The organism is Promicromonospora soli (assembly GCF_014653785.1).
Classification (GTDB): domain Bacteria; phylum Actinomycetota; class Actinomycetes; order Actinomycetales; family Cellulomonadaceae; genus Promicromonospora; species Promicromonospora soli.
This window is the reverse complement of record NZ_BNAS01000005.1, coordinates 307,223-333,714: the sequence shown is the minus strand read 5'-3', so window position 1 is coordinate 333,714 and position 26,492 is coordinate 307,223. Positions and strand designations below refer to the sequence as shown.

The 26,492-nt window shown below is 70.5% G+C and carries 20 protein-coding genes; 11 read left to right on the top strand and 9 right to left on the bottom strand.

Features of this window, described 5'->3' with window-relative positions; all coding sequences use genetic code 11:
• Window positions 1–20 precede the first annotated feature (20 nt).
• A complete protein-coding gene (locus IE250_RS17645) occupies window positions 21–2,690 on the bottom strand; it encodes a helicase-associated domain-containing protein (protein ID WP_189670590.1) in 2,670 nt (889 codons plus the stop codon).
• Between the two features lie 61 nt (window positions 2,691–2,751).
• A complete protein-coding gene (locus IE250_RS17640; protein WP_189670589.1) occupies window positions 2,752–3,672 on the bottom strand; it encodes an NAD-dependent epimerase/dehydratase family protein in 921 nt (306 codons plus the stop codon).
• Window positions 3,673–3,799: 127 nt separating this feature from the next.
• On the opposite strand from IE250_RS17640, the gene IE250_RS17635 reads away from it, so the two are divergent.
• The 4 genes from IE250_RS17635 to IE250_RS17620 all read left to right on the top strand — a co-directional run bounded on the left by IE250_RS17635 (window position 3,800) and on the right by IE250_RS17620 (window position 9,249).
• Window positions 3,800–4,540, top strand: a complete 741-nt coding sequence (locus IE250_RS17635; protein ID WP_189670588.1) for a TetR/AcrR family transcriptional regulator — start codon at window positions 3,800–3,802, stop codon at window positions 4,538–4,540.
• 193 nt (window positions 4,541–4,733) lie between these two features.
• Window positions 4,734–5,108 (top strand): cold-shock protein, encoded by a 375-nt coding sequence (locus IE250_RS24990; protein ID WP_189670718.1) that lies wholly within the window; start codon window positions 4,734–4,736, stop codon window positions 5,106–5,108.
• Window positions 5,109–5,134: 26 nt separating this feature from the next.
• Window positions 5,135–5,977, top strand: coding sequence for a DUF3027 domain-containing protein (locus IE250_RS17625; protein WP_189670587.1), 843 nt, complete (start codon window positions 5,135–5,137; stop codon window positions 5,975–5,977).
• Entirely contained in the window at window positions 5,974–9,249 is a 3,276-nt protein-coding gene (locus IE250_RS17620) for an ATP-binding protein (protein ID WP_189670586.1), read from the top strand. Before IE250_RS17625 ends, IE250_RS17620 begins: the two co-directional genes overlap by 4 nt.
• A gap of 25 nt (window positions 9,250–9,274) precedes the next feature.
• Here IE250_RS17620 and IE250_RS17615 read toward each other — a convergent pair whose 3' ends face one another.
• Window positions 9,275–9,511 (bottom strand): DUF2530 domain-containing protein, encoded by a 237-nt coding sequence (locus tag IE250_RS17615; protein ID WP_189670585.1) that lies wholly within the window; start codon window positions 9,509–9,511, stop codon window positions 9,275–9,277.
• An 86-nt stretch (window positions 9,512–9,597) separates the two neighbouring features.
• Window positions 9,598–10,149 (bottom strand): arsenate-mycothiol transferase ArsC, encoded by a 552-nt coding sequence (locus IE250_RS17610; RefSeq protein WP_189670584.1) that lies wholly within the window; start codon window positions 10,147–10,149, stop codon window positions 9,598–9,600.
• 335 nt (window positions 10,150–10,484) lie between these two features.
• Between IE250_RS17610 and IE250_RS17605 the strand changes: the two genes are divergently transcribed.
• The 5 genes from IE250_RS17605 (at window position 10,485) to IE250_RS17585 (ending at window position 16,542) form a co-directional block, all read left to right on the top strand.
• Window positions 10,485–12,359: a DUF4012 domain-containing protein gene (locus tag IE250_RS17605; RefSeq protein WP_189670583.1), complete on the top strand. Its 1,875-nt coding sequence runs from the start codon at window positions 10,485–10,487 to the stop codon at window positions 12,357–12,359.
• Window positions 12,360–12,482: 123 nt separating this feature from the next.
• Window positions 12,483–13,025 (top strand): hypothetical protein, encoded by a 543-nt coding sequence (locus IE250_RS17600; RefSeq protein WP_189670582.1) that lies wholly within the window; start codon window positions 12,483–12,485, stop codon window positions 13,023–13,025.
• 138 nt (window positions 13,026–13,163) lie between these two features.
• The gene (locus tag IE250_RS17595; RefSeq protein ID WP_189670581.1) at window positions 13,164–14,699 is read left to right on the top strand and encodes a sugar transferase; all 1,536 of its coding nucleotides are present in this window, start codon (window positions 13,164–13,166) and stop codon (window positions 14,697–14,699) included.
• 62 nt (window positions 14,700–14,761) lie between these two features.
• A complete protein-coding gene (locus tag IE250_RS17590; RefSeq protein ID WP_189670580.1) occupies window positions 14,762–15,571 on the top strand; it encodes a glycosyltransferase family 2 protein in 810 nt (269 codons plus the stop codon).
• Window positions 15,568–16,542 (top strand): glycosyltransferase, encoded by a 975-nt coding sequence (locus tag IE250_RS17585; RefSeq protein ID WP_189670579.1) that lies wholly within the window; start codon window positions 15,568–15,570, stop codon window positions 16,540–16,542. The genes IE250_RS17590 and IE250_RS17585 overlap by 4 nt, the downstream gene beginning before the upstream one ends.
• 20 nt (window positions 16,543–16,562) lie before the next feature.
• Here the strand turns inward: IE250_RS17585 and IE250_RS17580 are convergent, their stop codons facing one another.
• Window positions 16,563–18,128, bottom strand: a complete 1,566-nt coding sequence (locus IE250_RS17580) for a tyrosine-protein kinase domain-containing protein (protein WP_189670578.1) — start codon at window positions 18,126–18,128, stop codon at window positions 16,563–16,565.
• A 34-nt stretch (window positions 18,129–18,162) separates the two neighbouring features.
• A complete protein-coding gene (locus IE250_RS17575) occupies window positions 18,163–19,179 on the bottom strand; it encodes an O-antigen ligase family protein (protein WP_189670577.1) in 1,017 nt (338 codons plus the stop codon).
• Between the two features lie 603 nt (window positions 19,180–19,782).
• Between IE250_RS17575 and IE250_RS17570 the strand changes: the two genes are divergently transcribed.
• The gene (locus IE250_RS17570) at window positions 19,783–21,294 is read left to right on the top strand and encodes a lipopolysaccharide biosynthesis protein (protein WP_229872554.1); all 1,512 of its coding nucleotides are present in this window, start codon (window positions 19,783–19,785) and stop codon (window positions 21,292–21,294) included.
• On the opposite strand, the gene IE250_RS17565 is transcribed toward IE250_RS17570, so the two are convergent.
• Genes IE250_RS17565 through IE250_RS17555 form a run of 3 tightly spaced genes read right to left on the bottom strand, consistent with a single transcriptional unit; the run spans window position 21,266 to window position 23,822 of the window.
• Window positions 21,266–22,150, bottom strand: a complete 885-nt coding sequence (locus IE250_RS17565) for a glycosyltransferase family 2 protein (protein WP_189670575.1) — start codon at window positions 22,148–22,150, stop codon at window positions 21,266–21,268. The two genes, IE250_RS17570 and IE250_RS17565, sit on opposite strands and share 29 nt — an antisense overlap.
• The gene (locus IE250_RS17560) at window positions 22,147–23,193 is read right to left on the bottom strand and encodes a polysaccharide pyruvyl transferase family protein (RefSeq protein WP_189670574.1); all 1,047 of its coding nucleotides are present in this window, start codon (window positions 23,191–23,193) and stop codon (window positions 22,147–22,149) included. The genes IE250_RS17565 and IE250_RS17560 overlap by 4 nt, the downstream gene beginning before the upstream one ends.
• The gene (locus IE250_RS17555) at window positions 23,190–23,822 is read right to left on the bottom strand and encodes a polysaccharide pyruvyl transferase family protein (RefSeq protein ID WP_229872573.1); all 633 of its coding nucleotides are present in this window, start codon (window positions 23,820–23,822) and stop codon (window positions 23,190–23,192) included. The genes IE250_RS17560 and IE250_RS17555 overlap by 4 nt, the downstream gene beginning before the upstream one ends.
• A gap of 323 nt (window positions 23,823–24,145) precedes the next feature.
• Here IE250_RS17555 and IE250_RS17550 point away from each other — a divergent pair, with 323 nt between their 5' ends.
• Window positions 24,146–26,323 (top strand): acyltransferase family protein, encoded by a 2,178-nt coding sequence (locus tag IE250_RS17550; RefSeq protein ID WP_189670572.1) that lies wholly within the window; start codon window positions 24,146–24,148, stop codon window positions 26,321–26,323.
• Window positions 26,324–26,492 lie beyond the last annotated feature (169 nt).

Sequence of the window (26,492 nt, the reverse complement as noted above, 5' to 3'; positions counted from 1 at the left end):
CGGTCTTGCTCAGCTGCGGTCTACGGCGTGGACGATGTCGGCAGGACCGACGCGATGCGGTGGACGGCGATCGTCAGCTCGGCCTCTCGGTCCGGGTCGAGCGCGCGAAGCCTCCCGCCGTCGAGGTTCAGGGGCTTCAGCTCGCGGCGCTCCAGCCGGCCGGTGTGCCCGGCCACCTCGACGATCACGGTGGAGCCGTCGCGGAGCGCGTCGCGCAGCAATGCCAACCCGTCGGCGGGGTGCTGTGTTCCCGGGTCGTCTTCCAGGGCCTCGACAACGGGCCCGTCGGCGGACGCCGGGGCCGCGCTCGCCGGCGTCGGCGTGGGTCTCTCCGGGGCGACCGGGGTGCCCGTCAGCTGCTCGACCTCGGTGATCTCGGTGCGGCCCGGCCGGCCGGCCACGACCCGGTAGCCGCGCAGCGGGATGCCGCCGCCGGACGTGGACACCGACCGCGCCACCTCGGCCGCGTCCGCCCGCGCCCGCGCACCGGCTCGCGCCGCCGCCTCGACGGCGCGGAGCTCGGCGACCAGCGCCTCGGGGTCGGGCGCGCGTGTGGCGATGTCGGACCCCGAGCCCGTCCGGATCGCGGCCGCCGAGCGCGGGGCCGGCATCGCACGACCCAGCACGCCCCGGCGTGCGACGAGCACGCGGCCGTCCGGCCCTTCGAGGGCCGAGACCAGGCCGCGGCTGCGCAGGATCTCGTGCAGGGCGGCCGCTGGGACCGACGCCGCGAGCACCGTGGGCGCGAGCCGCACCAGGCCCAGGCTGACGAGCGTCGGGTCGTGCTCGAGACCGGCGAGGACGGTGGCGTCGGCGGCCCGCAGGTACGACGACGCCGAACCCACGCGCACCGCCCCGTGCCGCCGGGCGGTGTCGCGGACCAGGTACTCCAGGGGCTGCGGGACCGGCACGGGCGACCGGTGGGACAGCTCGTCGAGCAGGCCGTCCGCGGTCTCGCCGTGGTCGAGCGCCCGGGTGACCGACGCCGGGCTGAACCGAACGGTCGTGGCGGCGCCCCGCGACTCGATGTCCGTCGACCGCTCCAGCAGCCGCGCGAGCTCACGCGACGGGCGGCCCGGGACGATCCCCGTGAGGTCACCCTGGAGCAGGATCTCGTCCACCTCGTGCGGCAGGACCGCACGCAGCGCGGCGGCGGCGTCGCCCGGCGCGTGGGGCTCGTCGTGCGGGATGCGGAGCAGAGCGCGGCCGGGCGTCGACAGCGCGCCGGCGCCCGTCACACCCAGCCACTCCGCCTCCGCCAGCAGGCCCTCGACAGCGCTCGCGGGCGGTACGGCCCGGGGCGTGTGCCAGGTCAGCACATCGACGACGGCGGCGGGAGTCGGCGCGAGCACGGTGTCGCCGGCCGGTCCGGCGGCGAGCACCCCCAGCACGCCGTTTCGCAGGCGCGGCACCCACGGCCGCTGCAGGTCCGGTGAGAGCGGCGGCCGGAGCGCGCCCTTGTCGTCCCGCGAGCCCACCAGCCACGGCGCGCGGCGGGAGGCCAGCCAGGCCTCGACGAGCCGCGCCCAGCGGGCGGCGTCGTCCAGGTCGTCCCAGTCCGTCACGGTCGGCACGTACGACGGCGGCGCTTCGCCGTCGTCCCGCACCAGGCCGGCCAGCGCCGCTACCTCGACCACGAACGCTGTCGCGCGCTCGTCCGTCTCCAGCTGGGCGGCAACCCGGCGCAGGTCGCGCACGCCCAGACCGCCGGCCCGGAGGACCGACGGCGGGTTCGCGTCCCAGGACTGCCGCAGCACCCGCACGCGGCGGACCAGCTCGAGCGCGGCGCTCGCCGCCTCGGCGTCGGCGGTGACGGCCAGCACCGTGCGGCCCTCCGGCTCGGGCGGCCGGGTGCGCGGCTCGCGGTGGGTGTGCCCGCCGCGGAGCGCGAGCCCGACCAGGCGCGTCATGACCACGTGCCGGGCGTCCGAGCGGACCAGGAGATTCGCTGTGACCAGCCAGTTCACCGCGTCACGCGGCCGGGATCCGGCGGGCGGCACGACGCCGACCGGTGGCCCCCAGGCGAGCGCGTCCAGGATCGCGCGGGCGCCGGGAGGTGCCTCGGCGAGGAGCGCGTCGAGCGCGGGAGCGGTCCTCGTGCGCCCGGACTCGGAGCCGAGCGCGTACCCGACCGCCTCGGCGAGCCCGCCCGGTACGGGATCCAGGTGGGGGCCCAGGCCCGCGGGGTTCGGGCCGAGCAGCTCGTCGAGCCCGGGCGCCGTGCGGAGGTCGACGGGCTCCGCCGGGGTGGCACCCGCACCGGCGCCGCCCTCGATGTCGGACCCCGGGCCGGTGTCCCAGAGCAGGGCCTGCTCGACGGCCAGCCGCACGGCCGCCTCGACGCGGGGCCGGTCCTCCGCAGAACCACCCAGCGCCCAGTTGACCACCTCGGTGGTGAGGGAACCGGGAAGCGGCGACCCGGCATCGGGCGAGGCGCGGTAGACCGGCTCGAGGGCGAGCACCGCCTCCAGGACCTGCAGGGTCAGGGCGTCGGCGCGCGCGAGGGCGCGTTCGAGCGAGGTGCGGCTCGACGCGCGGGCAGCGAGCGAGCGGAGCGTCGAGGGGGATGGGGTGGCGAGATCAGGACGGGCGCGCAGGAGCGCGACGAGCGCGGTGTCCGAGCGCTGCCGGAGGTCGTCGGCGAAGTGCCGCGTGGCCGCCGCCGGCGCTGCGGGGAGCGAGGAGGCCATCCTGACGATGCTACGCGGGTTTCCCGGGCCGAAGTCCGGTCGTTCCACGCCCGGACCGCCGTCAGCCCTGCGCGGTGCGGCGGCACATCTCCTCCCACGGCGTCGGAGTGATGCCGAAGCGGGTACGGGCGGCGGTGTCGTCCAGGACGTACGGGCGCTCCCACTGGTAGATGATCTCGCGCATCTCCCGCATGAAGGGGGAGACCAGGGCGACGGCGGCGAGCCCGGTGCCGCGCAGGGACGAGATCTTCACGGGCGGCCTGCCCACGGATCCGAGCACGTCCGTCAGGGCCTGGGCCTGCGTGACCGGCGGGTTGCTCGGGACGTGCCAGACGCGTCCGTGGGCACCCGGGTCCTCGGCGGCGGCGATCAGGGTGCGGGCGGCGTCGTGCACGTCGGTGAAGGTGTGCGGCAGGTCGGTGCGGCCCATCATCGTGACGCGCTTGCCCTGCAGCGCGGCGGGCATGAGGCGCGAGATGTGCCCGTTGCCGCCGACGCCGCGGCCCATGTAGTCGGAGCCGCGGATCTCGACGGCCCGGATGCGCCCGGCGTCGTGCGCGGCCTTCGCCTCCGCCCACATGCGGGCCCGGAGCCGACCCTTGTGGTCCGTGGCGGCGGCGGGCAGGTCCTCGGAGATGGGGACGTCGACCGGGCCGTAGGGGTAGAGGGTGCCGGTAATCGCGTAGACCGCGCCGGAGCGCTCGGCGGCCGACAGCAGGGACGCGGCGAGCGGCGGCCACACGCGCTCCCACTGGGTGTAGTCGGCGGGGTTGGCGCAGTTGTAGAGGTAGTCGGTCCCCTCGGCGGCTCGGGCCAGGGCGTCGGCGTCGGAGGCGTCGAGGGCGACGTGCTCGACGTCGTCGATCCCGGTGCTGCGGCCGGAGCGGCTCGCGACGGTGACGCGGGAACCGCGGTCGGCGAGGAGGGCCGCGACGTGGCGGCCGATAGGGCCGGCGCCGACGATGAGGTGGTTGTCAGACATGATCAATGCTCCATTCCGAGAGCAGTGCTCTCATTGGCGTGCCGTAAGCGTGGCATGTCCGGCCGTCGAAAACAAGAGCAGCGCTCACATTTGTGTGCGGTGATCCAAACATGGCAGCCTGGGGCGCATGAGTCCGGCCCGTACTGCCCGCGCCCTCGCTCGCGAGGCGATCACCCGCGAGATCCTCGACTCCGCCCGCGCGCGGCTGACCACCGACGGCCCTGCCGCGCTGTCGCTGCGCGCCGTCGCGCGCGACGTCGAGATGGTCTCCTCGGCGGTGTACCGGTACTTCCCGAGCCGCGACGCGCTGCTCACCGCACTGCTCATCGAGGCGTACGACGAGCTGGGCGCCACCGCCGAGGGTGCCGACGCCGCCGTCGCCGACCGCGCGGACACAGCCGCCCGCTGGATCGGCACCTTCCGCGCCGTACGGACGTGGTGCGTGGCTCATCCGGGGGAGTTCGGGCTGCTGTACGGCACGCCGGTACCCGGCTATGTCGCGCCGCGGGACACCGTCGACCCGGCCACGCGCGTCGTTCGCGTGCTCGTGCGCATCGTCGGGGACGCCTACGCGGCGGGTGCGCGCCCGCCGGTCGTGCCGGCCTCCGGGACTGCGTCCGCGGCCCCGCCCGGGACAGTGGCACCCGCGCTGGCCTTCATCAAGGAGCACGGGCTGATGGCAAGCCTGGACCTGTCGGACGACGAGCTGCCGGAGACGGTCCGCCGCGCGCTCATGGCGTGGACCATGCTGTTCGGCGTGATCTCGTTCGAGCTGTTCGGGCACCAGGTGGGCTCTGTCGCCGACCCGGCGGCGTGGTTCGACGAGGTGGCGCTCCGGCTCGGCGTGGACCTGGGCATCGCGGTGTGAACCCAGCAACCGGGCGGCTGCTGCCGGTGTGGACCTGGCCGCGCGGGCGAAGTGTGGCCAATGCGTGCGACGGGGCAGGCTTCCGCCCGGTAGCCTTGGGTATCCGGCCTAGGTGGCGCGCGCAGTCGCAGCAGCCCGGGCCGTCATGAGCAAGTTCCGCGAGCAGTATCGACAAGCACAGAAGAAGGTCGCAGTGCCCACCGGCAAGGTCAAGTGGTTCGACACCGACAAAGGCTTCGGCTTCATCGCGAACGAGGACGGCGGCGAGGTATTCCTGCACGCCTCCGCCCTGCCTGAGGGCGTAGTCCCCAAGCCGGGCGCGCGCGTGGACTTCGGGGTGGCCGACGGCCGCCGCGGTCCGCAGGCACTCGCGGTCAAGGTCCTCGACGCCGCACCGTCGGTCGCCAAGGCGAAGCGGAAGCCCGCCGACGACATGGCTGTGATCGTCGGCGACCTCACGCAGATGCTGGACCGCGTGGCCAACGACCTGCGCAAGGGGCATTATCCGAAGAACCCGGAGCTGCTCGCCAAGATGCTGCGCAAGGTCGCAGACGACTTCGACGCCTGAGAACCCCCCACGAGGTCACGAGGAACATGGTGACGACCATCGCGCCCGCCCGACGAACGCCGACCCGGCGGGTCGCTGCACGCTCGAGCCGAGACGCCGTGCTGAACGGTGCCGCCGAGCTCGCGCGCGCCGCTGCCGAGGAGGTGGCTGAGCGACCGGACGACGTCGGGGAGCACCTCGGCACCCTCTTCGAGGACGAGCGGGTGGTCTCGCACCGCTTCGCCGCGACCATGCGGGGGTACCGCGGCTGGCACTGGACGGTCACGGTGACGCGCGTGCCGCGCGGCCGGACCGCCACGATCAGCGAGGTCGAGCTGCTGCCCGGCGACGAGGCGATCCTCGCCCCCGCCTGGCTGCCGTGGTCCGAGCGGCTGCGTCCGGGCGACATCGGCCCGGGTGACGTGCTGCCGTTCCGTGCCGACGACCCGCGGCTCGAGCCCGGCTTCACCCCGACGGGTGACCCCGAGGTGGACGAGGTGGCGATCGAGGAGCTCGCGCTCGCCCGCGCCCGCGTGCTGTCCCCGCGGGGCCGGGACGAGGCCGCAGAGCGCTGGTACCGCGGATCGCGCGGACCCACCTCCGCGGGCGCCGTCGCGTCGGCCGCCGAGTGCATGGCCTGCGCGTTCCTCATCCCGCTTTCCGGCCCGATGGGCCAGCTCTTCGGGGTGTGCGCCAACGAGTGGTCGCCCGACGACGGCAAGGTGGTCTCTCTCGACCACGGCTGCGGAGCCCACTCGGAGACCGACGTCGAGGAGCACCCCACCGACTGGCCGGCGCCGGCGCCGCTGATCGACGAGCACGAGGTCGAGTCCGCTCCTCTGGTCGAGCCTGTCGAGACCCCCGGCCGCGAGGGCGAATCCCCCGAGTGACCCTCGACCCCTTCGGCACCGGTGCGCTGCGGCGCGCGGTGACCGAGGCGTGGCTCGCGTCGCCCACGCGCTTTCGCGAGGACGCGAACTCCGAGGAGGACCACGCGCGCGGGTACTACCGCGATCGTGTGGTGGTGGAGCTGGCGCAGAACGCGGCCGACGCCGCCGCGCGCGCCGGGGTGCCCGGCCGGCTGACACTTCGCCTGGAGCCGGGCGGGTCCGGTGACGGTGGCTCTGGCTCTGGCTCTGGCTCTGGTTCTGGCGGCACCGCCGGTGGCGGGGCCTGGCGGCTCGTCGCTGCCAACACCGGCGCACCGCTCGACGCCGACGGCGTGGCGTCGCTGGCGTCCCTCCGGGCCTCCGCGAAGGTCGGGCCGGCCGAGGGTGCCGTGGTCCCGGGGCAGGCCGGTGCCGACGGCGCTGTCCGGGGGCCCGCCGGTGTAGTGGGGCGGTTCGGCGTCGGGTTCGCCGCCGTCCGGTCCGTGTCGGACGAGATCCTGGTCCGCTCCCGAGGTGGCGGAGTGCGGTTCTCGCTCGTCGCGACGCGCTCTGAGCTCGGGCTGGGAGGGACCGATCTCGCGTCGGCCGCCGCGCAACCGACCGATCTCCGCGAAGAGGCCGCGGCCCGCGGCGACGCGCTGCCCGTGCTGCGGCTTCCGTTCCCTGCTCCCGGAACCGCCCCGGACGAGCCGGACACCGTGGTCGAGCTCCTGCTGCGCGACGCCGATGCGGTGGCCGCCGTCCGCGCCCAGCTCGCCGCGGTCGACGATGCGCTCCTGCTCGCCCTGCCCGCGCTCGACGAAGTGGTGATCGAGGACGACTTCGCAGGTCAGCCGGGTTCTGAACCGGCTGGCGCCGCGCCGCGAGCGACCCCGCGCGTGCTGCGCGACGTCGGCTCGCGGTGGCGCGTGCACCGGGCGTCCGGAGTGCTGGGCCCGGACGAGTCGCTGCCGTCCGAGGCGCGACGGTCGGACTGGTCGGTGCTCTGGGCACTGCCCAGGACGGGGACCCGCCCGGCAGGGAGCCCGGTGCTGCACGCGCCGACACCAACCGACGTCCGGCTCACGTTCCCAGGACTGCTCATCGCGTCCTTCCCGGTGGATCCGGGACGGCGTGGCGTGCTCCCGGGCCCGACGTCGGACCGGGTGGCCGCCGAGGCGGGCCGCGCGTACGCCGCGTTCCTGGGCGAGCTCGCGGCGGAGCGTGACGTCCTCGACCTGGTGCCGGCCGGGCTCCCGGCGGGCGACGTCGACGCCGCGATCCGCGCGTCCGCCGTCGACGCGCTGCGGGACACGCCGCTCCTGCCGCCGAGCGCGCCGGAACAGCTACGCGCCGACGCGTTCGACGATGTGCCCAGCGCGGCGCCGGGGGTCGCGCCGTCGGACGCCGCGTTCCTCGCCGGGCCGCTCGGCGAGGACCCGGCGCTCGCCCGGGCGCTCGCGATCGGCTCCGCCCGGGCCCTGGTCACCGTCCCCGTGCGCCACCAGGCCCTGGCGCGCTCGCTCGGAGCGGACTCCCTGGACCTCGCCGACCTGGTCGAGGCCCTGCCGCCCGACCCGGACGTCATGCACGCGGCCCTCGACGCCCTCGCGCAGCACGCCGGCGAACCCGCGGTGCTCGAGGCGGTCGCCGGGGCCCCGCTCCCGCTCGCCGACGGGCGCGTGACCCGGGGCGCGCGGGGGACGGTGCTGCTCGAGGCCCCGCACCTCGCAGGGATCGCCCGCGCGCTCGGCGTCCGCGTGGTCCACCCGGACGTCGCCCACCCCCTCCTGGAGCGGGCCGGCGCCGTACCGACCACGCCGCGTGGGCTGCTCGCGGACGCCGCGGTCCGGTCGACGGCGCTGGCCGCCGCGGAGCACGTGCTGGACGACGCCGATGCCGACCAGCTCGGTGCCGTCCTGTCGGCCCGGACCCTGGCGGGGGCGGCACCTGAGGGGGAGGGGGCGCCCGAGGAACCGGCTCCCGCCGAGACCGTCGCCGCCGTCCTGGAGCTGGTGCACCTCGCCGTGGCCGAGTCCGGGTCGGGCGACCTCCCGTTCTGGCTCGGGGAGCTCCCTGTCGTGGCGGACGACGACGTAGTCCCGCTGCGCGAGGCGGCGCTGCCCGGAACCTGGGCAGCCCGGAACCTGGACCTCGTCCTGGTGCGCGACGAGGTCGTCGAGCGCTGGGGCGGCGAGACCCTTGGGGCCGCCGGGGCCCGGGCCGACCTGGGCGTCTACCGCGTCACCGACGTCGTGACGTCCGACGGCGACGATGTCGACTACGGCGCGGACGACCCCGCGGGCTGGCTCTCCGACTGGGACGAGTACCTCGAACACCTCGCGGACGAGCTGGGCGTCGGCGCGTGGATCGGCGACGTGGAGGCGGTGCCCGACCTCGACGCGCTGCGGGACACGGCGGGCACCGGCCCTGCCGAGGAGCGTCCGCTCGCCGCGGCCCTCGCCCGCATCTCCGCCGACCCCGACCTGCGCCGCGCCCTCCTGACGCCCGTGCGCTCGCCGGACGCCCCGGGGCGGGAGGCGCCGTCGTACACGGCATGGTTCCTGCGGCGTCGCCTGGGCGCGCCGTTCGCCCTCGGGGACACGCCGCTGCTCCCGCCCGCTCCGCCCGAGACCGCCGGCCTGGGCGCGGAGCTCCTGACCGCGCTCGGCGGCCGACGCAACCTCGCTGACCTGCCCGGACACGAGTGGCCCGCGGTCTTGGCCCGGCTGCCCGAGGCGCAAGCGGAGGCGCCCGCGCGGCTGCCGGCCGACGTCGCCCGCGCCGTCTGGACGGGCCTCGCCGCGCTCGCCCGCGCCCACGACTCCCGGGCCATCGCCCCTCCCCGGCTCCCGGCCCTCGGGCCGACCGGCGTCACGGTCGAGAGCACGGACGACCTCGCGGTCGCCGCCTCGCCCCAGTGGGCCCAGCTCGGCCCGGTGGTCCCCGCCCCCGCCGACGTCGGCGAGGCGCTCGCCGACCTGCTGGACCTCCCGTTCGAGGGCGATACCGACGTCGCCCCCGACGATCCCGGGGAGCAGGTCGCGCTCGATCCGCGGGTCCGGGCCCTCGCGCCGGGCGCGCCGGAGGCCTGGCGCCGCCACGACGCGCTGACGGTGGAGGGCAAACGCGTCGCCTGGTGGGTGTCCGGAGCCGTCGCCCATGCCGCATCACTCGAGGGACTGGCCCGAGCGCTGGCGGAGCTGACCGGCGCGGACGCTCTCCTCCTGGAGGCCGCGCTGCGCGACCCGGCGCGCGCGGAGGAGCTGAGCGCCGAACGTGCCTGGGGCTGAGGCCCTGTACGGGGACCGGCGGCCGCTATCGGTGGCGGCGGGCCCAGAGCAGGCCGAGCACGCCGAGCACGATGCCCGTGCCACAGATCGCGACGGACTCCATGCTGCCGCGGTCAGTGAGGTAGAGGATCAGCGCAACGACAAGGCCGATCGCAAACAGGCCGATGCCCGCGCCGAAAATCCGGAAGAGGTTGGCGCGCGGGGCCGGCGGGCTGGGCCGACGCTCCTCGGGATGGGCCAGCAGGGAGCGGATCGTTGGCACCTTGCCAGTCTACGGACGGGGGGTCGTCACGCCCGTCGACGCCGGCCGCACTCCCCGGGTGAATTCGCTGCGCCGGGCAGGCAGGGTCACGCGCGCAGCGCGGCCAGGATCGGGGTCAGCCCGTCCAGGATCTGGTCGTAGGAGCGCCGGTAGACGGCGGCGGAGTGGCCGTAGGGGTCCAAGACGCCGTCGTCGTGATGGCGGCCGACGTGCCGCGGCCGCTCAAGAAGTGCGGCGGGCAGGAGGGCGGCGAGCCGAGCGGCGTCGTCCTGCCCGACGACGGCGCCGGGTGTCAGCGTGCTCGACAACCGCCCCAGCTCCCTGACGGTGAGGGTGCGGCGGACGGCGGACGGCACGCGGTCGACCACCCAGGCGCGGTGCGCCGGCGTCAGGGTGAGGACAAGGTCGGCCCCGCTGATGAGCTCTGGGGTGAGCTGTCGCGCTGCGAAGCCGGCGGGCGGGAACCCGCCCGCAGTGAGGAGTTCCGCCATGGGCTCGGCGATGGGACGGCCGACCAGTGCGTTCGTCCCGGCGCTGCCGACGGTCACGGATGTGTCGAAGACGCTGCGCAGGAGCGTCTCGACGGCGGGGGACCTGCAGATGTTGCCCGTGCAGACCGCGAGCACGGTAAAGGGCATGCGGGTCTCCCTCGGTGGTTGTGGCTACCCCAGCCTAGATCCGGCTCCGCATTACGTGCTCAGTTGCCTGAATTTCGCAGGGTGAAATCAAGGCTCTCGCGATTCAGGGCAAAACGCAGGGAGATTGCGTGCAAATGCACAGATTCCAATTCGCCGCGCCTGCTCGGCATGTCACAGGTAACGTAACGCGCATTGCGTAGACAGATCCATCTGGAGGTCCGGTGGCGCACCCTGGGTGGGGCGAGAAATGGGCGGACGCGCCGGTGTTCTCGCCTAAAGGTAGCCCGTCTAAGGGCACGCAGATCAGTCAAATCGCCGACCCGACCGCGAAAGTCGTGCCGCTCAAGAGGGCAGGATCATCGGCAGGAGCGGCCACCGGAGGTCACGGCACCGCCACAGCGGAGCGCTGGACACCGCCGGCGCCGAGCCCATGGAAGAAGCCGGCGCTGCCCAAGCCCGCGTTCTGGACCCGACGGCGGCGTCGGAACCTGAACATCGCCGTGCTGGGCCTGGTGGGGCTCGTCGTGCTCCTCGGCTTCCTTGTCGCATGGGTGGCGCTCGACGCCGCGCGTGCCGGCAGCTCGCTGGAAAGGGCGGCGCGCGGGGTCGACACGCTGCAGGCCGACGCTGTCGCCGGCCGCACCAAGAACCTCGACACCACTGTCGCCAACCTGCAGAGAAACGCGGCCGACGCCCGAGGCGCGACCGAAGGGCCGCACTGGTCGTTCGTGAGCCGGCTGCCCGGCGTCGGGCCGACGGTGGAGGCCGTCGCTGCAATGGCGGCAACGGTCGACCAGCTGGCCCAGGGGCCGCTGCCGCGGCTCGCCGAGGTGCTCGAGGTGGTGGATCCGGCCACGCTCTCGCCGAAGGGCGGCCGCGTGGATCTCGAGCCGCTGGAGAAGGTGGCTCCGGACGTGAAGCTGGCCGACCAGTCCGTCGGTTACGCGCTGCAGGGCGTCGAGCGCATCGACGGCTCGCCCATGCTGCCGCAGGTGTCGGACGCGGTCGCTGACCTGGAAAGACAGCTGCTCGACCTGCGGATGTCGACGGCGACGGCGTCGCGCGCCGCGCAGCTCATCCCGCCGATGCTGGGCGCCGACGGGCCGCGAGACTACCTCGTGCTCGTGCAGAACAACGCGGAGCCGCGGTCACTCGGCGGCATCACGGGGACCGCAATGGTGCTGCACGCGGACGACGGCAAGATCGAGCTCAGCGATCAACGTGCGGGGTCGATGGTCGGGCCGTTCAAGGAGCCGGTGGTCCAGCTGACCGAAGAAGAGCAGCGGATCTTCGGCGGCAAGGACCTGGGGCGGTGGATGCAGAACGTGACGTCGACGCCGGACTTTCCGAGGTCGGCCGAGATCGCGCGCGAGATGTGGCGTCGCGAGACCGGGCAGACCGTGGACGGTGTGCTCACGGCAGACCCGGCGGTACTGGCCGGGCTGGTGGGCGAGGTCGACACCGGCCCTGGTGGGATGCTCAAGGGCGAGAAGCTCGTGGCCTACCTGCTCAACGGGGTGTACAAGACACAGCCGCCCGAGGCGCAGGACGCGATCTTCGCGGACACGGCAGAGCAGGCGTTCGCGACCCTTTCGGCCGGAGGCGGCGATCCCGCGAGGAGGGTCAGCGGCCTGGCCGCCGCGGCCCGCGAGGGCCGACTGCTGGTGTGGTCCAGCGAACCCGCCGAGGCGGACCTCCTGGGGGGCACGGTGCTCGACGGCGCGCTCCGGGGCGTGCACGGCGAGCACCCGGTGGTCGGCGTATTTACCCAAGGTATCCAGATGGCGAAAATTGGGTATTACGTAGACACCGCAGTGGACGTGGAGGAGCGCGAGACGCGCCCGGACGGATCGCGTGAGCTGGCGGTGACCGTCACCTACACATCTCGCGTCACCGCAGGTGAAGTGCCCAACCTGTCGCCGTACATCCTGGGCTACGAGGAGAGCCGGCCCGGCGAGATCCGGTTGCGCGTGCTCGTTTATGCACCGGCCGGCGGGGGCATCACCTCAGCGTCCGAGAATTCCGAGAATGTCGGGCTATCGCCGCAGAAGCATGACCAACTCTGGCTGTCGTTCCGGGATATCACACTTGCCCCGGGCGCGACATCGTCTGTGACGTATGTAATTATCACCGGGAAGCACCAGGAGGGAGGCGTCATTCTCCGGACAACTCCGGGTCCCAGGCCCGTGAAAGTGTCCATCGGAGAATGACGTTCCCGACTGGGCAAACGACTGGGGGAACGCGCGTCTCACGCTGGATATGCCGGGTCGCGGTGTCCGGTGCCAAGGCACCGATCTCAACGGGTAGCAATGAACAAACCAGGGGACTGAGCAATGCTTCGACGCCTCATCAGCGCCATGGTCGTCACGGCAGCTGCCGTGATGGCCCCAGCGGCGGCCGCGGCCGCAGACGACGGGTACGGGCCCGGCGAACCTCCGTGCATCCTGACCTTTACGGCCCAGACCGTGACCGCGGGCGAGGACTTCGGTTACACCATCACTTGCGAGGGCCTCCCGGGCGCGACCGTCACAGTGCAGGCTACTTCCGAGGGGCAGACCGGTACGGTCGACCAGGAGGTGGAAGTGGCCGGTACCAGCGCGGATACCTTCACGCTCGACGAAGAGGGCATCGTGTACGTCGACGCGACCATCTCCGCACCCGGCGACTTCACCTTCCAGGCCTTCGGCACAGACGGCGATCCGCTGTCCGAGGTCTTCACGATCACCGCCGTCGCGGCTGGGGCCGACGACGACGACGATGGTGGACTGGCTGTGACCGGCTCCACGAGCCTCCCGTACCTGGTGATCGCCGGCGGCCTGCTGGCCCTCGGCCTGGGCGCGATCGTGACGACCCGCATCCGGGTTCGCCGCAGCTGACCCACCGGATACCGCCTCCCAGGCGGCTTCCTGATCGGCTCACGCGCTGTACCTCTCCGTGGAGGTGAGGTGCAGCGCGTGCGCCGTCATCTCATGCCTTGATGGACAGGTCCCGATGCACGAGTCCAGGAGTGGATCTTGACAGTCGACAACCGCCCTCCTGCTGACGTCGACAGCCAGGCTGCGGATCTCGAACGGCGGCTGGCCGACGAAGACCTTCTCCGCACCGCCTCGATGACAGCGCCGGCGCAGCGCCGGGGACCGGCAGCTCGCTGGCAGGACGTGATCGCCCGACGTGCGCTCTTCGTCGACATCGCGGCCGTGACCGCGGCGGTCGCCCTTGGGTACGTGCTTCGGTTCGACCGGAGCATCGAGGCGGATCTCTTCGAGCCGCGCGGTGGCCAGTACGTCCTCATCTCGGTCGCGCTCGCCGAGGCGTGGGTGCTTGCACTCGGTGTTGTCGGCTCACGGAGCCCGCGAGTCCTTGGCTCGGGCCGGGAGGAGTATCTCCGGGTGGTGCGGGCCACGGTCGCCCTCTTCGGGCTCGTCGCGATCATCTGCTATCTCATCAAGTTCGATCTGGCGCGGTCGTACGTGGCCGTCACCCTTCCGATCGGGATCGCGCTGGTGGTGGGCGGCCGGTTGCTGCTCGCCAACAGGCTGCACCGGGAACGGGCACAGGGCGCGTTCCAGCGGCGCACGCTGGTCGTCGGGGCGCGTGATGCCGTCATCGACCTCTGCCGCCGGGTGGACCGCACCCACCAGGCCGGGTTCCAGGTGGTCGGGGTGTGCCTTCCGGGTGGTACCTCGATCCCGTCACCGATCGTGGGGGTGCCGGTCCTCGGCCGCATCGAGGACGCTGCGGATGCCGCCCGCGCCCACGAGGTCGACGCCGTCGCGGTGACCGCGTCAGACAGTGCGACGCCACAAGCGCTCAAGCAGCTCGCCTGGGATCTGGAACCCACTGGCGCGGAGCTCGTGGTGGTGCCGGCCCTAGCCGACGTCGCGAGCCCACGGCTGATGGTCACTCCGGTCGACGGCGTGCCGGTAGTACAGGTCTCGCCCCCGGGCTATACGGGCACGCAGCATGCGGTCAAGCGGATCTTCGACCTGGTGGTTGCCACGCTGATCCTGTTGGTCGTCGCCGTGCCGATGCTCGTCCTGGCGGCTCTGGTCTGCTTGACAAGCCCGGGCCCGGCACTGTTCAGACAGCAGCGGATCGGTCAGCACGGCAGGCCCTTCACGCTCTTCAAGCTCCGGTCGATGCGGCAGGACGCCGAAGCGGAGCTTGCCAAGGTGCTCGGCGGTGACGTCGGCGTGTACTACAAGCCGAAGTCGGATCCGCGGGTCACCCAGCTCGGCCGGTTCCTGCGCAAGTACTCGCTCGACGAGTTCCCGCAGCTGCTCAACGTGATCAAGGGCGACATGAGCCTGGTCGGTCCACGCCCGCAGGTGGAGCTCGAGGTTGCGCAGTACGACGACGCGCTGAGGCGTCGTCTGTTCGTCAAGCCGGGACTGACCGGCCTGTGGCAGGTGAGTGGCCGCAACGACCTGTCGCTCGACCAGGGCGCGCGTCTGGACCTCTACTACGTGGAGAACTGGAGCCTGCTGGGTGACATCGAAATCATGCTGCGGACGGCACGCCAGGTGTTCTTTCCCCGCGGGTCCTACTGACTCGGCCCGAGATCCGACCCACAGGCCTTGACGAGGCCCGACCGACAGCGAGGTAGGAACCCGTGACGTCCCCCGACGAGGTCAGCCTGATCACCGTCTCGTACAACAGCGCCCGTACCCTCGAGCGCTTCTGGGCCGGCCAGCCGTTTGCGCCGTACCGGTGGACGGTCGTCGACAACAACTCGTCGGACGACTCGAAAGAGGTTGCGCGCCGGCTCGGGGCACAGGTCGTCGAGCTGGACGCCAACCTAGGGTTCTCCGCCGCGAACAATGTGGGCGCCTCGGCGACGGACTCCGAGGTGCTGATCTTCTGCAACCCCGACGTCACTGTCACGCCCGCCGGGATCGCGACGCTCGCCGACCAGGTGCGGCGGCACGGGGGGATCGTGGCTCCTCAGCTCGTGAACTCTGATGGATCGCTCCAGGAGAACGGCCGGGGTGCGCCGTTCCTGACGCGGAAGATCAAGCATCTGTTCAGGCTGCACGACGACAGGTACCAGCGTTTTGCACAGCCAGGTGAGGTGACCGACGTCGTCTGGGTGATGGGGGCGGTTCTCGCGGTCGCACGAGTGGACTTCGAGTCGCTCGGCGGGTGGGACGAGAGGTTCTTCGTCTACTACGAGGATGCTGATCTGGGCATACGGGCGTGGCAGCGCGGCATCAGCGTCAAGGTCGACGGCGATGTGCAATGGCACCACGGATGGGGTCGCGAGACGGGGCGAGGGTTGTCTGCGCGGGCTTGGAAGCTGGAGTTCGCATCGGCGGCCAGGTTCTACGGCAAGCACCCGTACTGCCTGGTGCCGATGGGGTCGCGAGCGCAGCTGGTAAACCAGATTGACTCGATGCCCACGGGGACAGGAACTCTGCGATGACCGGCCGGATACCTCAGGTATCGCTTGCGATGACGGTGTTCAACGAGGAGCGGAGCCTTCCTGTCTTCTTGGAATCGCTCGCCGCCCAGCTGCTGGTTCCCGATGAGGTTGTGGTGGTCGACGGAGGGTCGACCGACAGGACCGTAGCGATCTTGACCGCGTGGGGGAACAGTGCGGAAGTCAAGGTCACTGTGATCGAAGCGCCGGGCGCCAATATCTCCGAGGGGCGGAATCGTGCGATCCGGCATGCTCAGCATGACCTGATCGCAGTGACCGACGCGGGCACTTGGCTCGATCCCCGTTGGCTCAAGGAGCTTGTTGCCGCCAAGAGCAACGAGGTCGACGTCGTCTCGGGCTTCTTCGAGCCGATGTGGTTCTCGTGGAATGAGCGGCTGTTTGCTTCGGTACTCATGCCACTGCTCGACGAGGTCGACCCCGAGTCGTTCCTTCCGTCGAGTCGCTCGCTGCTGATCACTCGACGAGCCTGGGCCGCCGCCGGCGGTTATCCGACGTGGCTCGACTACTGCGAGGATCTTGTGTTCGACCTGGCCATGAAGCGGGCAGGCATGTCGTTCACGTTCCAGCCCGAGGCGATCGCCCGTTGGTCCAGCCGGGACACGTGGCGGGGGTGCGCGAAGCAGTATTACCGCTATGCCCGCGGTGATGGGAAGTCGGGCCTGTGGCCGCGACGTCATGCGATGCGCTTTGCCGCGTACGCGCTTGGTGCCGTCGGGTTCCTGGCGCCGTTCGGCGCCGTGCCTCGCATCGTGCTCGCTGTCGGCTTCGCGTTCTATACGGCCAAGTTCTTTCGCCGTGCCTGGGTGCGCAGGCCGGAGCGGTGGTTCCAGGTCCTCCGCCTGCTGGCTGGTGTCCCCCTGGTCGTAGTGGTGGGGGATGCGGCGAAGATGGTGGGCTATCCGGCCGGGTTGGTCTGGCGACTCCGGCGACCGCGCCGGGCGAACGCGGCCTGAGAGACCGTTCGCCCGACGCCTCAGGGCGCGAGATCTGTGGGCGCGGGACCATTCCTTGTCGTCGGCCACGAAGGGGCTGCGCGCCGCCGTGGACGGGGCTCGCTGTGCCGCGGCGGCAGGTCGTCGATCTCCAGTGCTTGCACAGAGATCTCCTCTCGGCTTCCCGCGTTTGGCTCGGCGACCGGAGCGGCAGTGGGCCACGACCGCTCCGGCGTCGTGTTGTACACGTCGCCCGGATCGGAGGTGTAGTACTCGTACCCATAGTTGTACCCGCCCGTGTCCCGATTCACCTTGTTCAGCACGATGCCCAGGACGCGAGCGTTCACCGCACCCAGGCTGCCAAGTGACTGGAGCAGCTGGTCACGCCGGACGAGACCAGACCCGGTGACCATCAGCGCTCCACTGGTCATCTTGGCCATGAGGGCCGCGTCAGTGACTGGCAGGAGCGGAGGTGTGTCGATGATGACGTAGTCGTACTGCTCGCGGACCTGCTCGATGAGTTTCGCCATCCTTCGGGACCCGACGAGCTCCGCCGGGTTCGGCGGGACCGCGCCCGAGGGGACGACGAACAGCCCGGCAGAGCCCCAAGGCTGAACGACGTCTTGCAGCTCTGCGCGATGGATCAGCACGGTCGTCAGTCCGACGGAACCTTCGATGCCGAGGTAGTTCGCGATGGAGGGTCGGCGGAGGTCCGCGTCGATGAGTAGCACCCGCGCGTCCGCATCGGCGAGTGTGATCGCAAGGTTGATCGCCGTGGTCGACTTCCCCTCGTTCGGTACCGACGAGACGACGACGATCGCCTGTGGACCACCCTCAAGATCCAGGAACTGGAGATTTGTTCGCAAGCGGCGGAATGCCTCCGACCGCGCGTGATGAGGGCTGCTCTGAACCACGAGGGGATGATCCTGGGCCGACTCGTCGAGGGGGATGCGTCCGACGACGGCGGTATCGGTGAGCGCTGCAACCTCCTCCTCCGAGCGCACGCGGGTGTCAAGTATCTCCCGCAGCGCGGCGAGGCCTGCCCCGAGCATCAGGCCGGTGATGAGGGCGATGGCGACATTGAGGCGGATGTTTGGCGCGCTGGGCGCTGTCGGGACCACAGCGTTGCGCACGACCTCTAGCCGGACCGGAGACGTTTCCTCCCCGACCGGGGTCTCAAGCTCGGCAACTTCCTTGGCCAGGTTCTGCGCAACGGCGTCTGAGATCTTGGCGGCCAGCACCGGCTCCTCGTCGGTGGCGGAGATCTGGATGAGCACCGTGTCCGCCGGCGACTCCGCCGTGACGCGCTTGCGGAGTGCGGTTGTTCCCGTGTCGAGACCGAGCTCCTCCACGACAGGATCCAGTACCCGTTCGGCACCGACCAGGTTGGTGTACGAGACAACCTGGCGCTGCACATACGTAGCGCCAGCGTTCAGCTCCGTCGTGGTCTGGGCAGAGCTGAACGAGACGAATACCAGTGACTGCGCGGTGTAGAGAGGCGGCTGCGAGTAGGAGTACGCGAGCACGACCAGTAAACATGCCAGCGCAGGGGCCACTATGAACGCCCAGCGCTTTCTGGCGATTCTGACGTAGTCGATGATGCCCACGAGACTCCCAACGTCCGATTCTTTAAGTGGTGGTTCACCGTTCGCGAAACTTACGTGCAGCTGGCGCGACCATTCCCTTCCAATGGCCTGGATCATCCCCGGCGATATGCATGGAAACGACGGGCATGAGAAGGAAGGTAATCATGAACGGAACGACCTCTACTGACTGGTAGACGAAGGTTTCGAGGAGGGCTCCCAGCATCCCCGCTCGCAACCAGGCGTGCCGCTTGTCCACCGCCATGATCGTCGCGGTCATGAGTGCGTAGTACAGGACGGCTCCGATCAGGCCCACACTGATGAGCTGCTGGAGAATTCCCGACTCGACCACGCCCAACGAGGAATCGCCGAAGTTCTGCGTGATATTCGTGTACATGCCGGTGTATCCCCCGATGATCATCGGAGAATCTGCCCACAGCTCGAGGGCGTTCAACCACCCTGTGACGCGACCGGCATTTCCACCGGCTTCGAGGTCCAACGAGCTAGTGATCCGCGCCGCGTAGATCGTGTCGCGCATGATGAGTGACAGGACCATGGTCAGCGAGATCCCGACGAACAGGAACCGCGCGCGCTGCGACACATTTCTCGACGTGACGGCGAACGCGGCGATGCCGAGTATGAGGATCATTGCCCCTGAGCGGGAAAAGCTGACGACGACAGCGACCGCGAAGGCCGCGGCAAGCAGGCCGTAGACGGCCCGTCGGCGGCTGGACCAGAGCTGCGCGAACACAAAGAAGACCAGCGAGATGAACAGCGGGTAGTGCAGAAAGCTTCCGCTCAGGCTCGATGGGCGCACCAGGCCTCCGAGGCTCGCCATGTCGCTTCCCGGCAAGACATCTAGGAGCAGTTGCGCCTGCTGGGCTGTCGCGGCGGTGACCGATACCACGCCTGCGGCGCCGAGCCAGAACGGAACATTGATATTCCGCGCGGTCTCGATGTAATTGGAGCTGAAGAACCACATAGGCACTGCGAAGAGAAGCATGACGAGGGCATAGATCCACGCGGCTGTGAATTCTTTGAACATGCTGACATACGCGCCGGAAAGTACAGCCACCAACGTAAAGCAATATAGGAGTACGCCGTTCCGTGCCGAGACTCTGGTTGGAGTGGATCCAGAGATCCGGAGTGTCACCACGACAAGCGCAAGTGCCATTGCTTGTACGGCGTAGCCGACGTCTTTGCCGATTGTCGTTTCAAGGACGCCTCTACTGCACGCCGCAAAAACGCAGACACCGAAGGCAGCGCCGGCGAGTGTGCCGGATCCGTGGCTGTTTCGGGGCTGGATCGGGCCGGCGGTTGGTTGCTGGGAAAGACGAAGCTCTGCCCTAGTAGCAGGTCGCAGAGGCATCATCGTCTTTCTTCCGTCTGGTCAAGTCACGGGCCTCGAGGATGGCGCACTTGCGGGCGCGATGCGCGCAGGTCATCCGGCTCCAGCAGGAGCGTTGGCTCCTCGCGAGGATATTCGGGAAAGTTGTTCCCGGCGAGGCGAGGCGAGGCGAGTTCGCGAGCTGGCATGAGCCCGTCGCATTTGCATCGTTTGCCTGTCTTGCGTATGCGCAGGATGGCCGCTGTCATATCCAGTCCAACCCCAATCTGCCGCTGTCGGTGTTCCCAGATAAAGTCGTGTCAAACCGATCGGACATTTCTGTCCTCGTGAGTGCAGGGGGGCAGTGCGTTGGCCGGTACGGAGGCCCAGGAGTCCGGCACCACTCTCGGTGAGCAAGCCGCCAGAGGTGGTGCCGTCACGTTGGCTTCGCAGGTCGCACGGGTTTGCATCCAGCTTGTTTCGCTCACCGTGCTCGCACGTCTGCTGGATCCCCGGGACTACGGGTACATGGCGATGGTGCTCGCCATCGCTGGGGTAGCGGAGCTCTTGCAGGACTTCGGGCTCTCGAAAGCCGCGATCCAGGCGCGGACGCTGACGTCCGGTCAGCGGGACAACCTGTTCTGGATCAACTCCGCGCTCGGGGTCCTGGCCGGCGCCGTCGTGGCGCTCGCGGCACCCCTGATCGCGGCGGCGTACGACGAGCCGGCGCTCGAGGGCGTGGCCCGCTGGATCGCCGTCGTCTTCGTTCTCAGCGGCCTCGTGTCGCAGTTCCGGGCGAGCCTGCTTCGCGGCCTGCGGTTCACGACGGTCGCTGTCGTTGAAGTCCTGGCCTCGTTCACCGGCGTCTGCGTCGGGATCGCGGTCGCGGTCGGGACTGGCTCGTACTGGGCCCTCGTGGCGCAGCAGGTCTCCGTCGTCCTTGTCTCGACAGTCCTGACGATCGGTGTGGCGGGGTGGCGGCCCCGACTTCCGGACCGACACGCGTCAGTCCGCGACCAGGTCTCGTACGGTGCGCACCTGCTCGGCGCGCAGATCGTGAACTTCGTGGGGATGAACGCCGACACGGTGGTGGTAGGCGCCCGGTTCGGGGCCGTCGCGACAGGCCTGTACAACCGTGCGTTCCAGCTGATGATGCTGCCGGTGGGCCAGCTCATCTGGCCCGCTGCGCGAGTGGCGCTGCCAGTGCTCTCCAGGGTGCGGCACGACTTCGGCCCCTACGTGCGATACGTGATCGGGGGGCAGGCGGTCCTGGGGCATGCCATCGTCCCCTTGCTGATGCTCCTCGTCTTCCTGCCGCGCCCCGTCGTCGAGATCGTCCTCGGGTCACGCTGGCTCGATCTCATGCCCCTGGTCTCGGTGCTCGCCGTTGCCGGTGTCTTCCAGGTCCTGACGGCGATACCTGGCTGGATCTTCATGTCGGCCGGTGCCACGAAGTCGCAGTTCCGACTGGCGTTGTGCACCAGACCGTTCGTGATCGTGGCCGTGCTCGCCGGGAGCTACTGGGGGCCGATGGGCGTGGCAGTCGGATACACCGTGGCCACGGCCGCCCTGTGGCCCGTCAGTCTTTGGTGGGCCGGCCGTGCGGGGGAGGTGCCTGTGCGTGGTGTGGCAGCGGGGGCGGTCCGGGTGATCGTGGCGCACGCGGTCGCCGGCGCGGCGGCCGGCGGGCTGGCACATCTGGTTGGTTCGCCGTATCCGTGGGTTTCGATCGGCGTCGGAGTCGTCGCGATGGTACTCATGCTGTGCGTCGAGCTGGCTCTGTGGCGAGCGCTCCGGAATGATGCCCGCCTACTGGCACGCGCGGGCCGGATGCTCAGGGGCCGGTCACGCGATGTGCGGTAGCCGCCTGGAACCTTCGGCCGACCTTGCGCGACAGGTCGGTCACCCGCTCCGCGGCCGCTCGCGGGCCGAGCGCCCGCCACACGGACTCGCCGTGCTCGTCACGTGGCGGCACTCCGAACGCCTCCTCGAACCGGTGCGTGACCGGGACGGAGGCACCGCGCAGGCTGAATCCGGAGTGGTTCTCGCCCGTGTCCACCTGGTACACCGCTCCCCGGAAGGGAAGTCGGGCAAGCAAAAAGTCGTTGCTGGCGAGCCAGTCCACGGCGTCGTGGTGGGCACCGAGGATCCTGTGCAGGCGCTCGCCGTAGCCGTCCGCGACCTGTGTCTGTGAGGCCTTTGTGTCGAGCCTGGCAGGCACCGCGTACGCGTCGAAGCGGACCACGTGACTGGTACCGCACACGCGGTTGAACGTCCGCTGGCGCCGGAACGTCTGGCGTGCCCGGGAGTAGATGTACCCGTTGGTGAGGACCCACCCGGGGGCGTCGGGATGGCGGGCCACGAAGCCTGCCAGGCTTCGGTGCACGAAGTCGTCGGCATCGACGATCATGACGTGGTCGGGCTCTACCGCGCGCGCCGCGAGCAGCCCGATGCCGATCTTGGTGCCCTTGTCCCAGACGAACGCGTCTCGTGGGGTTCTCGGCCCTCTGGTCAGGACGGGAGGCGGGAAGTCGACAGGGACGAAGTGAACCTTGTCCGGCAGGAGGAACCCGGGTTCCTTGTTGCCGACGACGAACACGGCGAAGTCCGGGTGATCCTGCGCGGTGAGTGATCGCAGGGTGTCTCGCAGCAGCGCCTCAACTCGTGGGTAGTCGTCCGAGTTCACGGGGTGGCGCAGCGACGTGACAAAGGCGATCACGCGGGCTCCTCGGCGGTGAGCGTCCGGGCCTGGTTCAAGGCGTCGTCCAGATCCGACGCGAACCGAGCAGTGCCCAGCACGTGGGTGTATTCGGAGTACACGGCGCTGATCTTTCCGTAGCTGTTGTCGAGCGCCACATGGGGCACCTCGAGCAGCCCGGCAAGGATGTGGGCGTGCAGACGGTCCACGACGGCCAGCGGCCGATCCCGGAGGAGGCGCACGCCGCCGCGGACGTTGATCGCATTGATCGCAATGATGCAAGCGCGCATCAGCGGCTGGAAGGCCGGCCTGCGCAGTGCCGGTACCCGGTGCGCCAACCGAGGGAGGACACGGAGCAGGTGCCACGCGACGGCGTCGGGCCCGGAGTTCTTCCAGTCGGCCCGGTCTGCCAGCGCTCCGAGCTCGGCCCCGAGACCGACGGAACCGAGCCCGGAAGCAGCCTCCTTGTCCGCGCGCGCCAGCAGCAGAGGACGTCGGGCGGTCCGCGCGGGACGATGTTGCGGGGGCTGCCACCCGAGCGCCATGTCCCAGCAGTATCGCGTCGCCACGCCCGGCAGCTGTTGCGCAGCGCGTGCCCATGAGCCGTCGTCCCGGACGAGGAGCGTGAAGTCGGGATGTGCGCCGAGTTCTGTGTTCGCCTGCTCGGCCTTCGCCTGCGAGGCGAAATACACGGACTGGGGCAGTTGGACGATCGGGAGATCCGGTAGGTCGCGCGTCACCCGCTCCCGGTGCAACTGGTGCCCGTACCAGAGGTCGCCGAAGTTGCCGCCGCCGTGGATGAGCACCACGCCGCCCTCGGGCAGGCTCGCCCGGACCGCGTCGGCGTCGTACCCCCCGAGATCGCTGACGTGTCGCAGCCGAAGTCCGAGGGCCGTGAAGTACTTGCGCTCACCGAGCCAGATGAGGGTGTCGCCGACGTTGCGCTGGTTGGGTGCCTGGAGGAGCGCTACGTCCCGCCCGGTCCCGATGATTTCTGCCAGGACTTCGAGCGTGGCCAACCGGATCTCGTGGAGCGACTTCGGGCGGTGCAGGGCCTCCGTCATGCGGTCCCGATCGGGGCGAGGCTGCGGCCCGACGCAGCGCCGTCCCACAGGTCCGTCGGGAACGCCCTGTACAGGGCATCGCCGTTCCAGCCGGAGAGGTCGGGGGTCTCGGCAGGGCGACGGAGCGCCTCGTCGATGGTCGCGGCCAGCGTCGGCATCGGGCGGCCGGTGCCCTCGTAGTAGTCCTGGTACTTGAACGGCTTCTCGTGACCGCCGAGCAGCGTGGCCTGGATGCCGAGCGCCTCGGCCACGACCACTCCGTGCAGGGACGACGCGATGACTCGCTCGCTCTGGGCGATGGTGCGCAAGACGTGCCATAAGCCGGAGCGGGGGCTGACCGCTCGTGGGTGGCCCTTGAGCCGGTCCCAGTCGTGCAGGTTCGGGACGACGGTGAGCGCGTGCGTCTTGGTCACGGACCATCGGGCGAGGACGGGAAACAGGTCGGGCAACAGCAGTGCCGGGTCTCCGTACACCGCGGGCACGTCCTGGCCGCGATCGGCGAGGAACGCGTGGGTGCGCGGTCCGCGGACCGCGCGTACGTCCAGGGCGGTAAACCGGTGCCGGGCGGCGCGCACGGCTGGGTTGACGCCCGAACCCCAGATGACGTCGGCGTCGCTCGCGACGTGCATCACGGAGCCGACGGTGATGAGGCGGCCGGGCCGGGTCGGGGCATGCCACCCGAGGTCCTCACGGTCGCAGATCCCCTGGACGATAAGGGGACCCAGGAGGTCGCCGAAATTGTTCGTCCGTGGACCGATGAACCGATCCCGGAAAGGGCGGGGAAGCCTGTTGTGCCGGGGATTCCAGGCAAATGTCTCCATGATCGATCTCTCCGGGTGCGGCATTACTCGCTATGGCCGATCGTTGGGCTTGGAAATTTAGCCCAGGAAATCACGATGTTCACCGAACGGCGACCGGACCCGGCTCTGGACAGAGCACTCAGGACTCCCATATGCCACAAGCCTTGCTGCCCGCCCATCAGTCGCAGGACCGGAGGGCGATGCGCGGGGTGAGGGCGGCCGCCTTCCGCCCGGACATCCAGGGACTACGTGCGGTGGCAGTGCTTGCCGTGGTCGCGGACCACGTCATCGGACGGCCGCCCAGCGGTTTCGTGGGTGTGGACGTGTTCTTCGTGGTTTCCGGCTATCTCATCACCGGCCTGCTACTGCGCGAGTACGAGCGCACCGGCACCGTATCGTTCACCGGTTTCTATGTGCGCCGGATCAAGCGGATCGTGCCGGTGGCGGTCACCGTGCTCTTCGTGACCGTCTGTGCGTCCTACGTCCTGATCCAGGGGCGGATCCGCGACGTCGTGGTCGACGCCGCCGCGGCGGGGGTGTTCCTGTCGAACTGGCAGTTCGCCCGGATCGGTACCGACTACTTCCAGCTCGACAAGCCGCCGTCGCCCCTCCAGCACTACTGGTCACTGGCGGTCGAGGAGCAGTTCTACATGGTCTGGCCGTGGTTGCTGCTCGGCCTCCTGCTGCTCGGTGTGCGGTTCCTCCGCTGGCGGCGTGAGCACGTGCGGCTGGTCGCCGGTGTCGCGGTCGGCCTCATCACGGTGGTTTCGTTCGCCTGGGCATTGCAAGAGACGTCCGCCGTGGCGAAGGTTGCGTACTTTTCTACCTTCTCGAGGGCGTGGGAGCTCGGGCTTGGCGGGCTGGTCGCCGTCATGGCCCCTCGGCTGCGGTTCGTGTCTCGCCCCGTCCGGGCGGTGCTGGCATGGTCAGGGCTCGGGGGGATCGTGGCGGCTGTGCTGCTGGTACCGGAAGGCGCGGGCTTCCCTGCGCCCTGGGCGCTGCTGCCGGTGGCAGCCACCGCCCTGGTGATTGCCGCAGGCGAGGGCGGCCCGATCGCGGTCCCGGTGCTGACCAATCGGGTGTCGGTCTACGTGGGCGAGATCTCGTACAGCTTGTACCTGTGGCACTGGCCGGTGGCGGTGCTTCTGGTGAGTCTTCTGCCGCGCGGGAGCGCGCTGTACATGGCGGTGGCACTTGGGGGGACCGTCGCGCTGTCCGCGGCGTCGTACCGCTGGCTTGAACAGCCGACACGGCGAGCGGGCTGGTTCAGGTGGGCGCGCCGGGCGGACGGCGTTCGGATACGGCCCTCGGGACTTGCCCTGGGGTGGTACCGCCCAGTCGGGCTGGCCGTCGCGGTGGTGCTGGTCGCGGTCGTGGCAGATGCCGGTGCCCGGGCCGTGCAGCCCGCGGAGCATGAGGTGGCGCCGGTGGTCAGCGTCGGCCGGACGGCGGCCGAACCTGGAGACTGTTTTGGCGCGGCGGCCCTCGATCCAGCGCACGAGTGCGCCGGTGTGAACGCGGGCTCTGCGGTGACGCCGCTTCCGCGAGCCGCGCTCCCGGACACAGGTGAGGCGTTCGCCTGCTTCATGGCGGCGTCGGAGGCGCTGCGTACGTGCGACCTGGGCAGCGAGGCGCCGGACGCGTACCGGGTGGCGCTCGTGGGCGACAGCCACGCCGCCCAGCTGGTCCCGGCGTTGGAACCGCACCTCGAGCGGCTGAACTGGCGGGTGACGACGTTCGTCGGATGGGGCTGCCGTTGGTTCCTGCCAGGGCCGGAGGTGCGCAACTGCAGAGACGCTCTGCCCGCGATCCAGGACCGGGTGACCTCGGGCGAGTTCGACTTGATCCTGACAACCTCCCGGCGCGGGACCACCACGGTGGCGGCGGACCACGCGGAGGTGATGAGGGAGGCCGTGGCCGAGGGGATCGGGGTGGTGGTGGTCGCCGACAACCCCGAGGCGAACCGTGACGCTGTCGAATGCGTCGGCCGAGTTTGGTTCGACGTCGCCGACGGCTGCGGGACCCGGCAGGCCAACGCCTTCGACACGCCGGACCCGGTGGCAGAGGCGGGGCGGTCAGTCGACGGCGTCGGGTTGGTGGACCTGACCCGCTACTACTGCGTTGACGGGTACTGCCCTTCGGTGGTCGGGAACGTCGTCGTCTACCGAGATGCGGGCGGGCACGTCACCGCGACCTGGGCCCGGACCCTTGGCCCGTACCTCCTGGCGGCGGTACAGCGGGCGCTCACACCTGGATCGGAAGAGGTGCCCGCAGCCCTACCTGAACCCGGGACGGCAACGTCCGCGCTGCCCGCACCGTTGATGAGGTGACCCCGGACCGGGGCTTGCGTGCCCGGATGGAGGAAGTGCCGGCGGGCCCGCGAGGGGACCTCTTCGTCTTGATCGCTGACGGGCTGCAAGGCGCCTACAAGTTTCCTGCAAGGACACCTCCCTACGTTGGTTCTCGGCGCCGCTGGGCGCCGCGTTCACGCCCGTCCCC

Excerpts from the sequence above, each read along its gene's own strand:
- IE250_RS17625 (WP_189670587.1), top strand. The coding sequence starts at position 5,135 with ATGGTGACGACCATCGCGCCCGCCCGACGAACGCCGACCCGGCGGGTC.
- IE250_RS17550 (WP_189670572.1), top strand. The coding sequence starts at position 24,146 with ATGCCACAAGCCTTGCTGCCCGCCCATCAGTCGCAGGACCGGAGGGCG.
- IE250_RS17600 (WP_189670582.1), top strand. The coding sequence starts at position 12,483 with ATGCTTCGACGCCTCATCAGCGCCATGGTCGTCACGGCAGCTGCCGTG.
- IE250_RS17555 (WP_229872573.1), bottom strand. The coding sequence starts at position 23,822 with ATGCACGTCGCGAGCGACGCCGACGTCATCTGGGGTTCGGGCGTCAAC.
- IE250_RS17610 (WP_189670584.1), bottom strand. The coding sequence starts at position 10,149 with ATGCCCTTTACCGTGCTCGCGGTCTGCACGGGCAACATCTGCAGGTCC.
- IE250_RS17635 (WP_189670588.1), top strand. The coding sequence starts at position 3,800 with ATGAGTCCGGCCCGTACTGCCCGCGCCCTCGCTCGCGAGGCGATCACC.
- IE250_RS17560 (WP_189670574.1), bottom strand. The coding sequence starts at position 23,193 with ATGACGGAGGCCCTGCACCGCCCGAAGTCGCTCCACGAGATCCGGTTG.
- IE250_RS17585 (WP_189670579.1), top strand. The coding sequence starts at position 15,568 with ATGACCGGCCGGATACCTCAGGTATCGCTTGCGATGACGGTGTTCAAC.
- IE250_RS17645 (WP_189670590.1), bottom strand. The coding sequence starts at position 2,690 with ATGGCCTCCTCGCTCCCCGCAGCGCCGGCGGCGGCCACGCGGCACTTC.
- IE250_RS17640 (WP_189670589.1), bottom strand. The coding sequence starts at position 3,672 with ATGTCTGACAACCACCTCATCGTCGGCGCCGGCCCTATCGGCCGCCAC.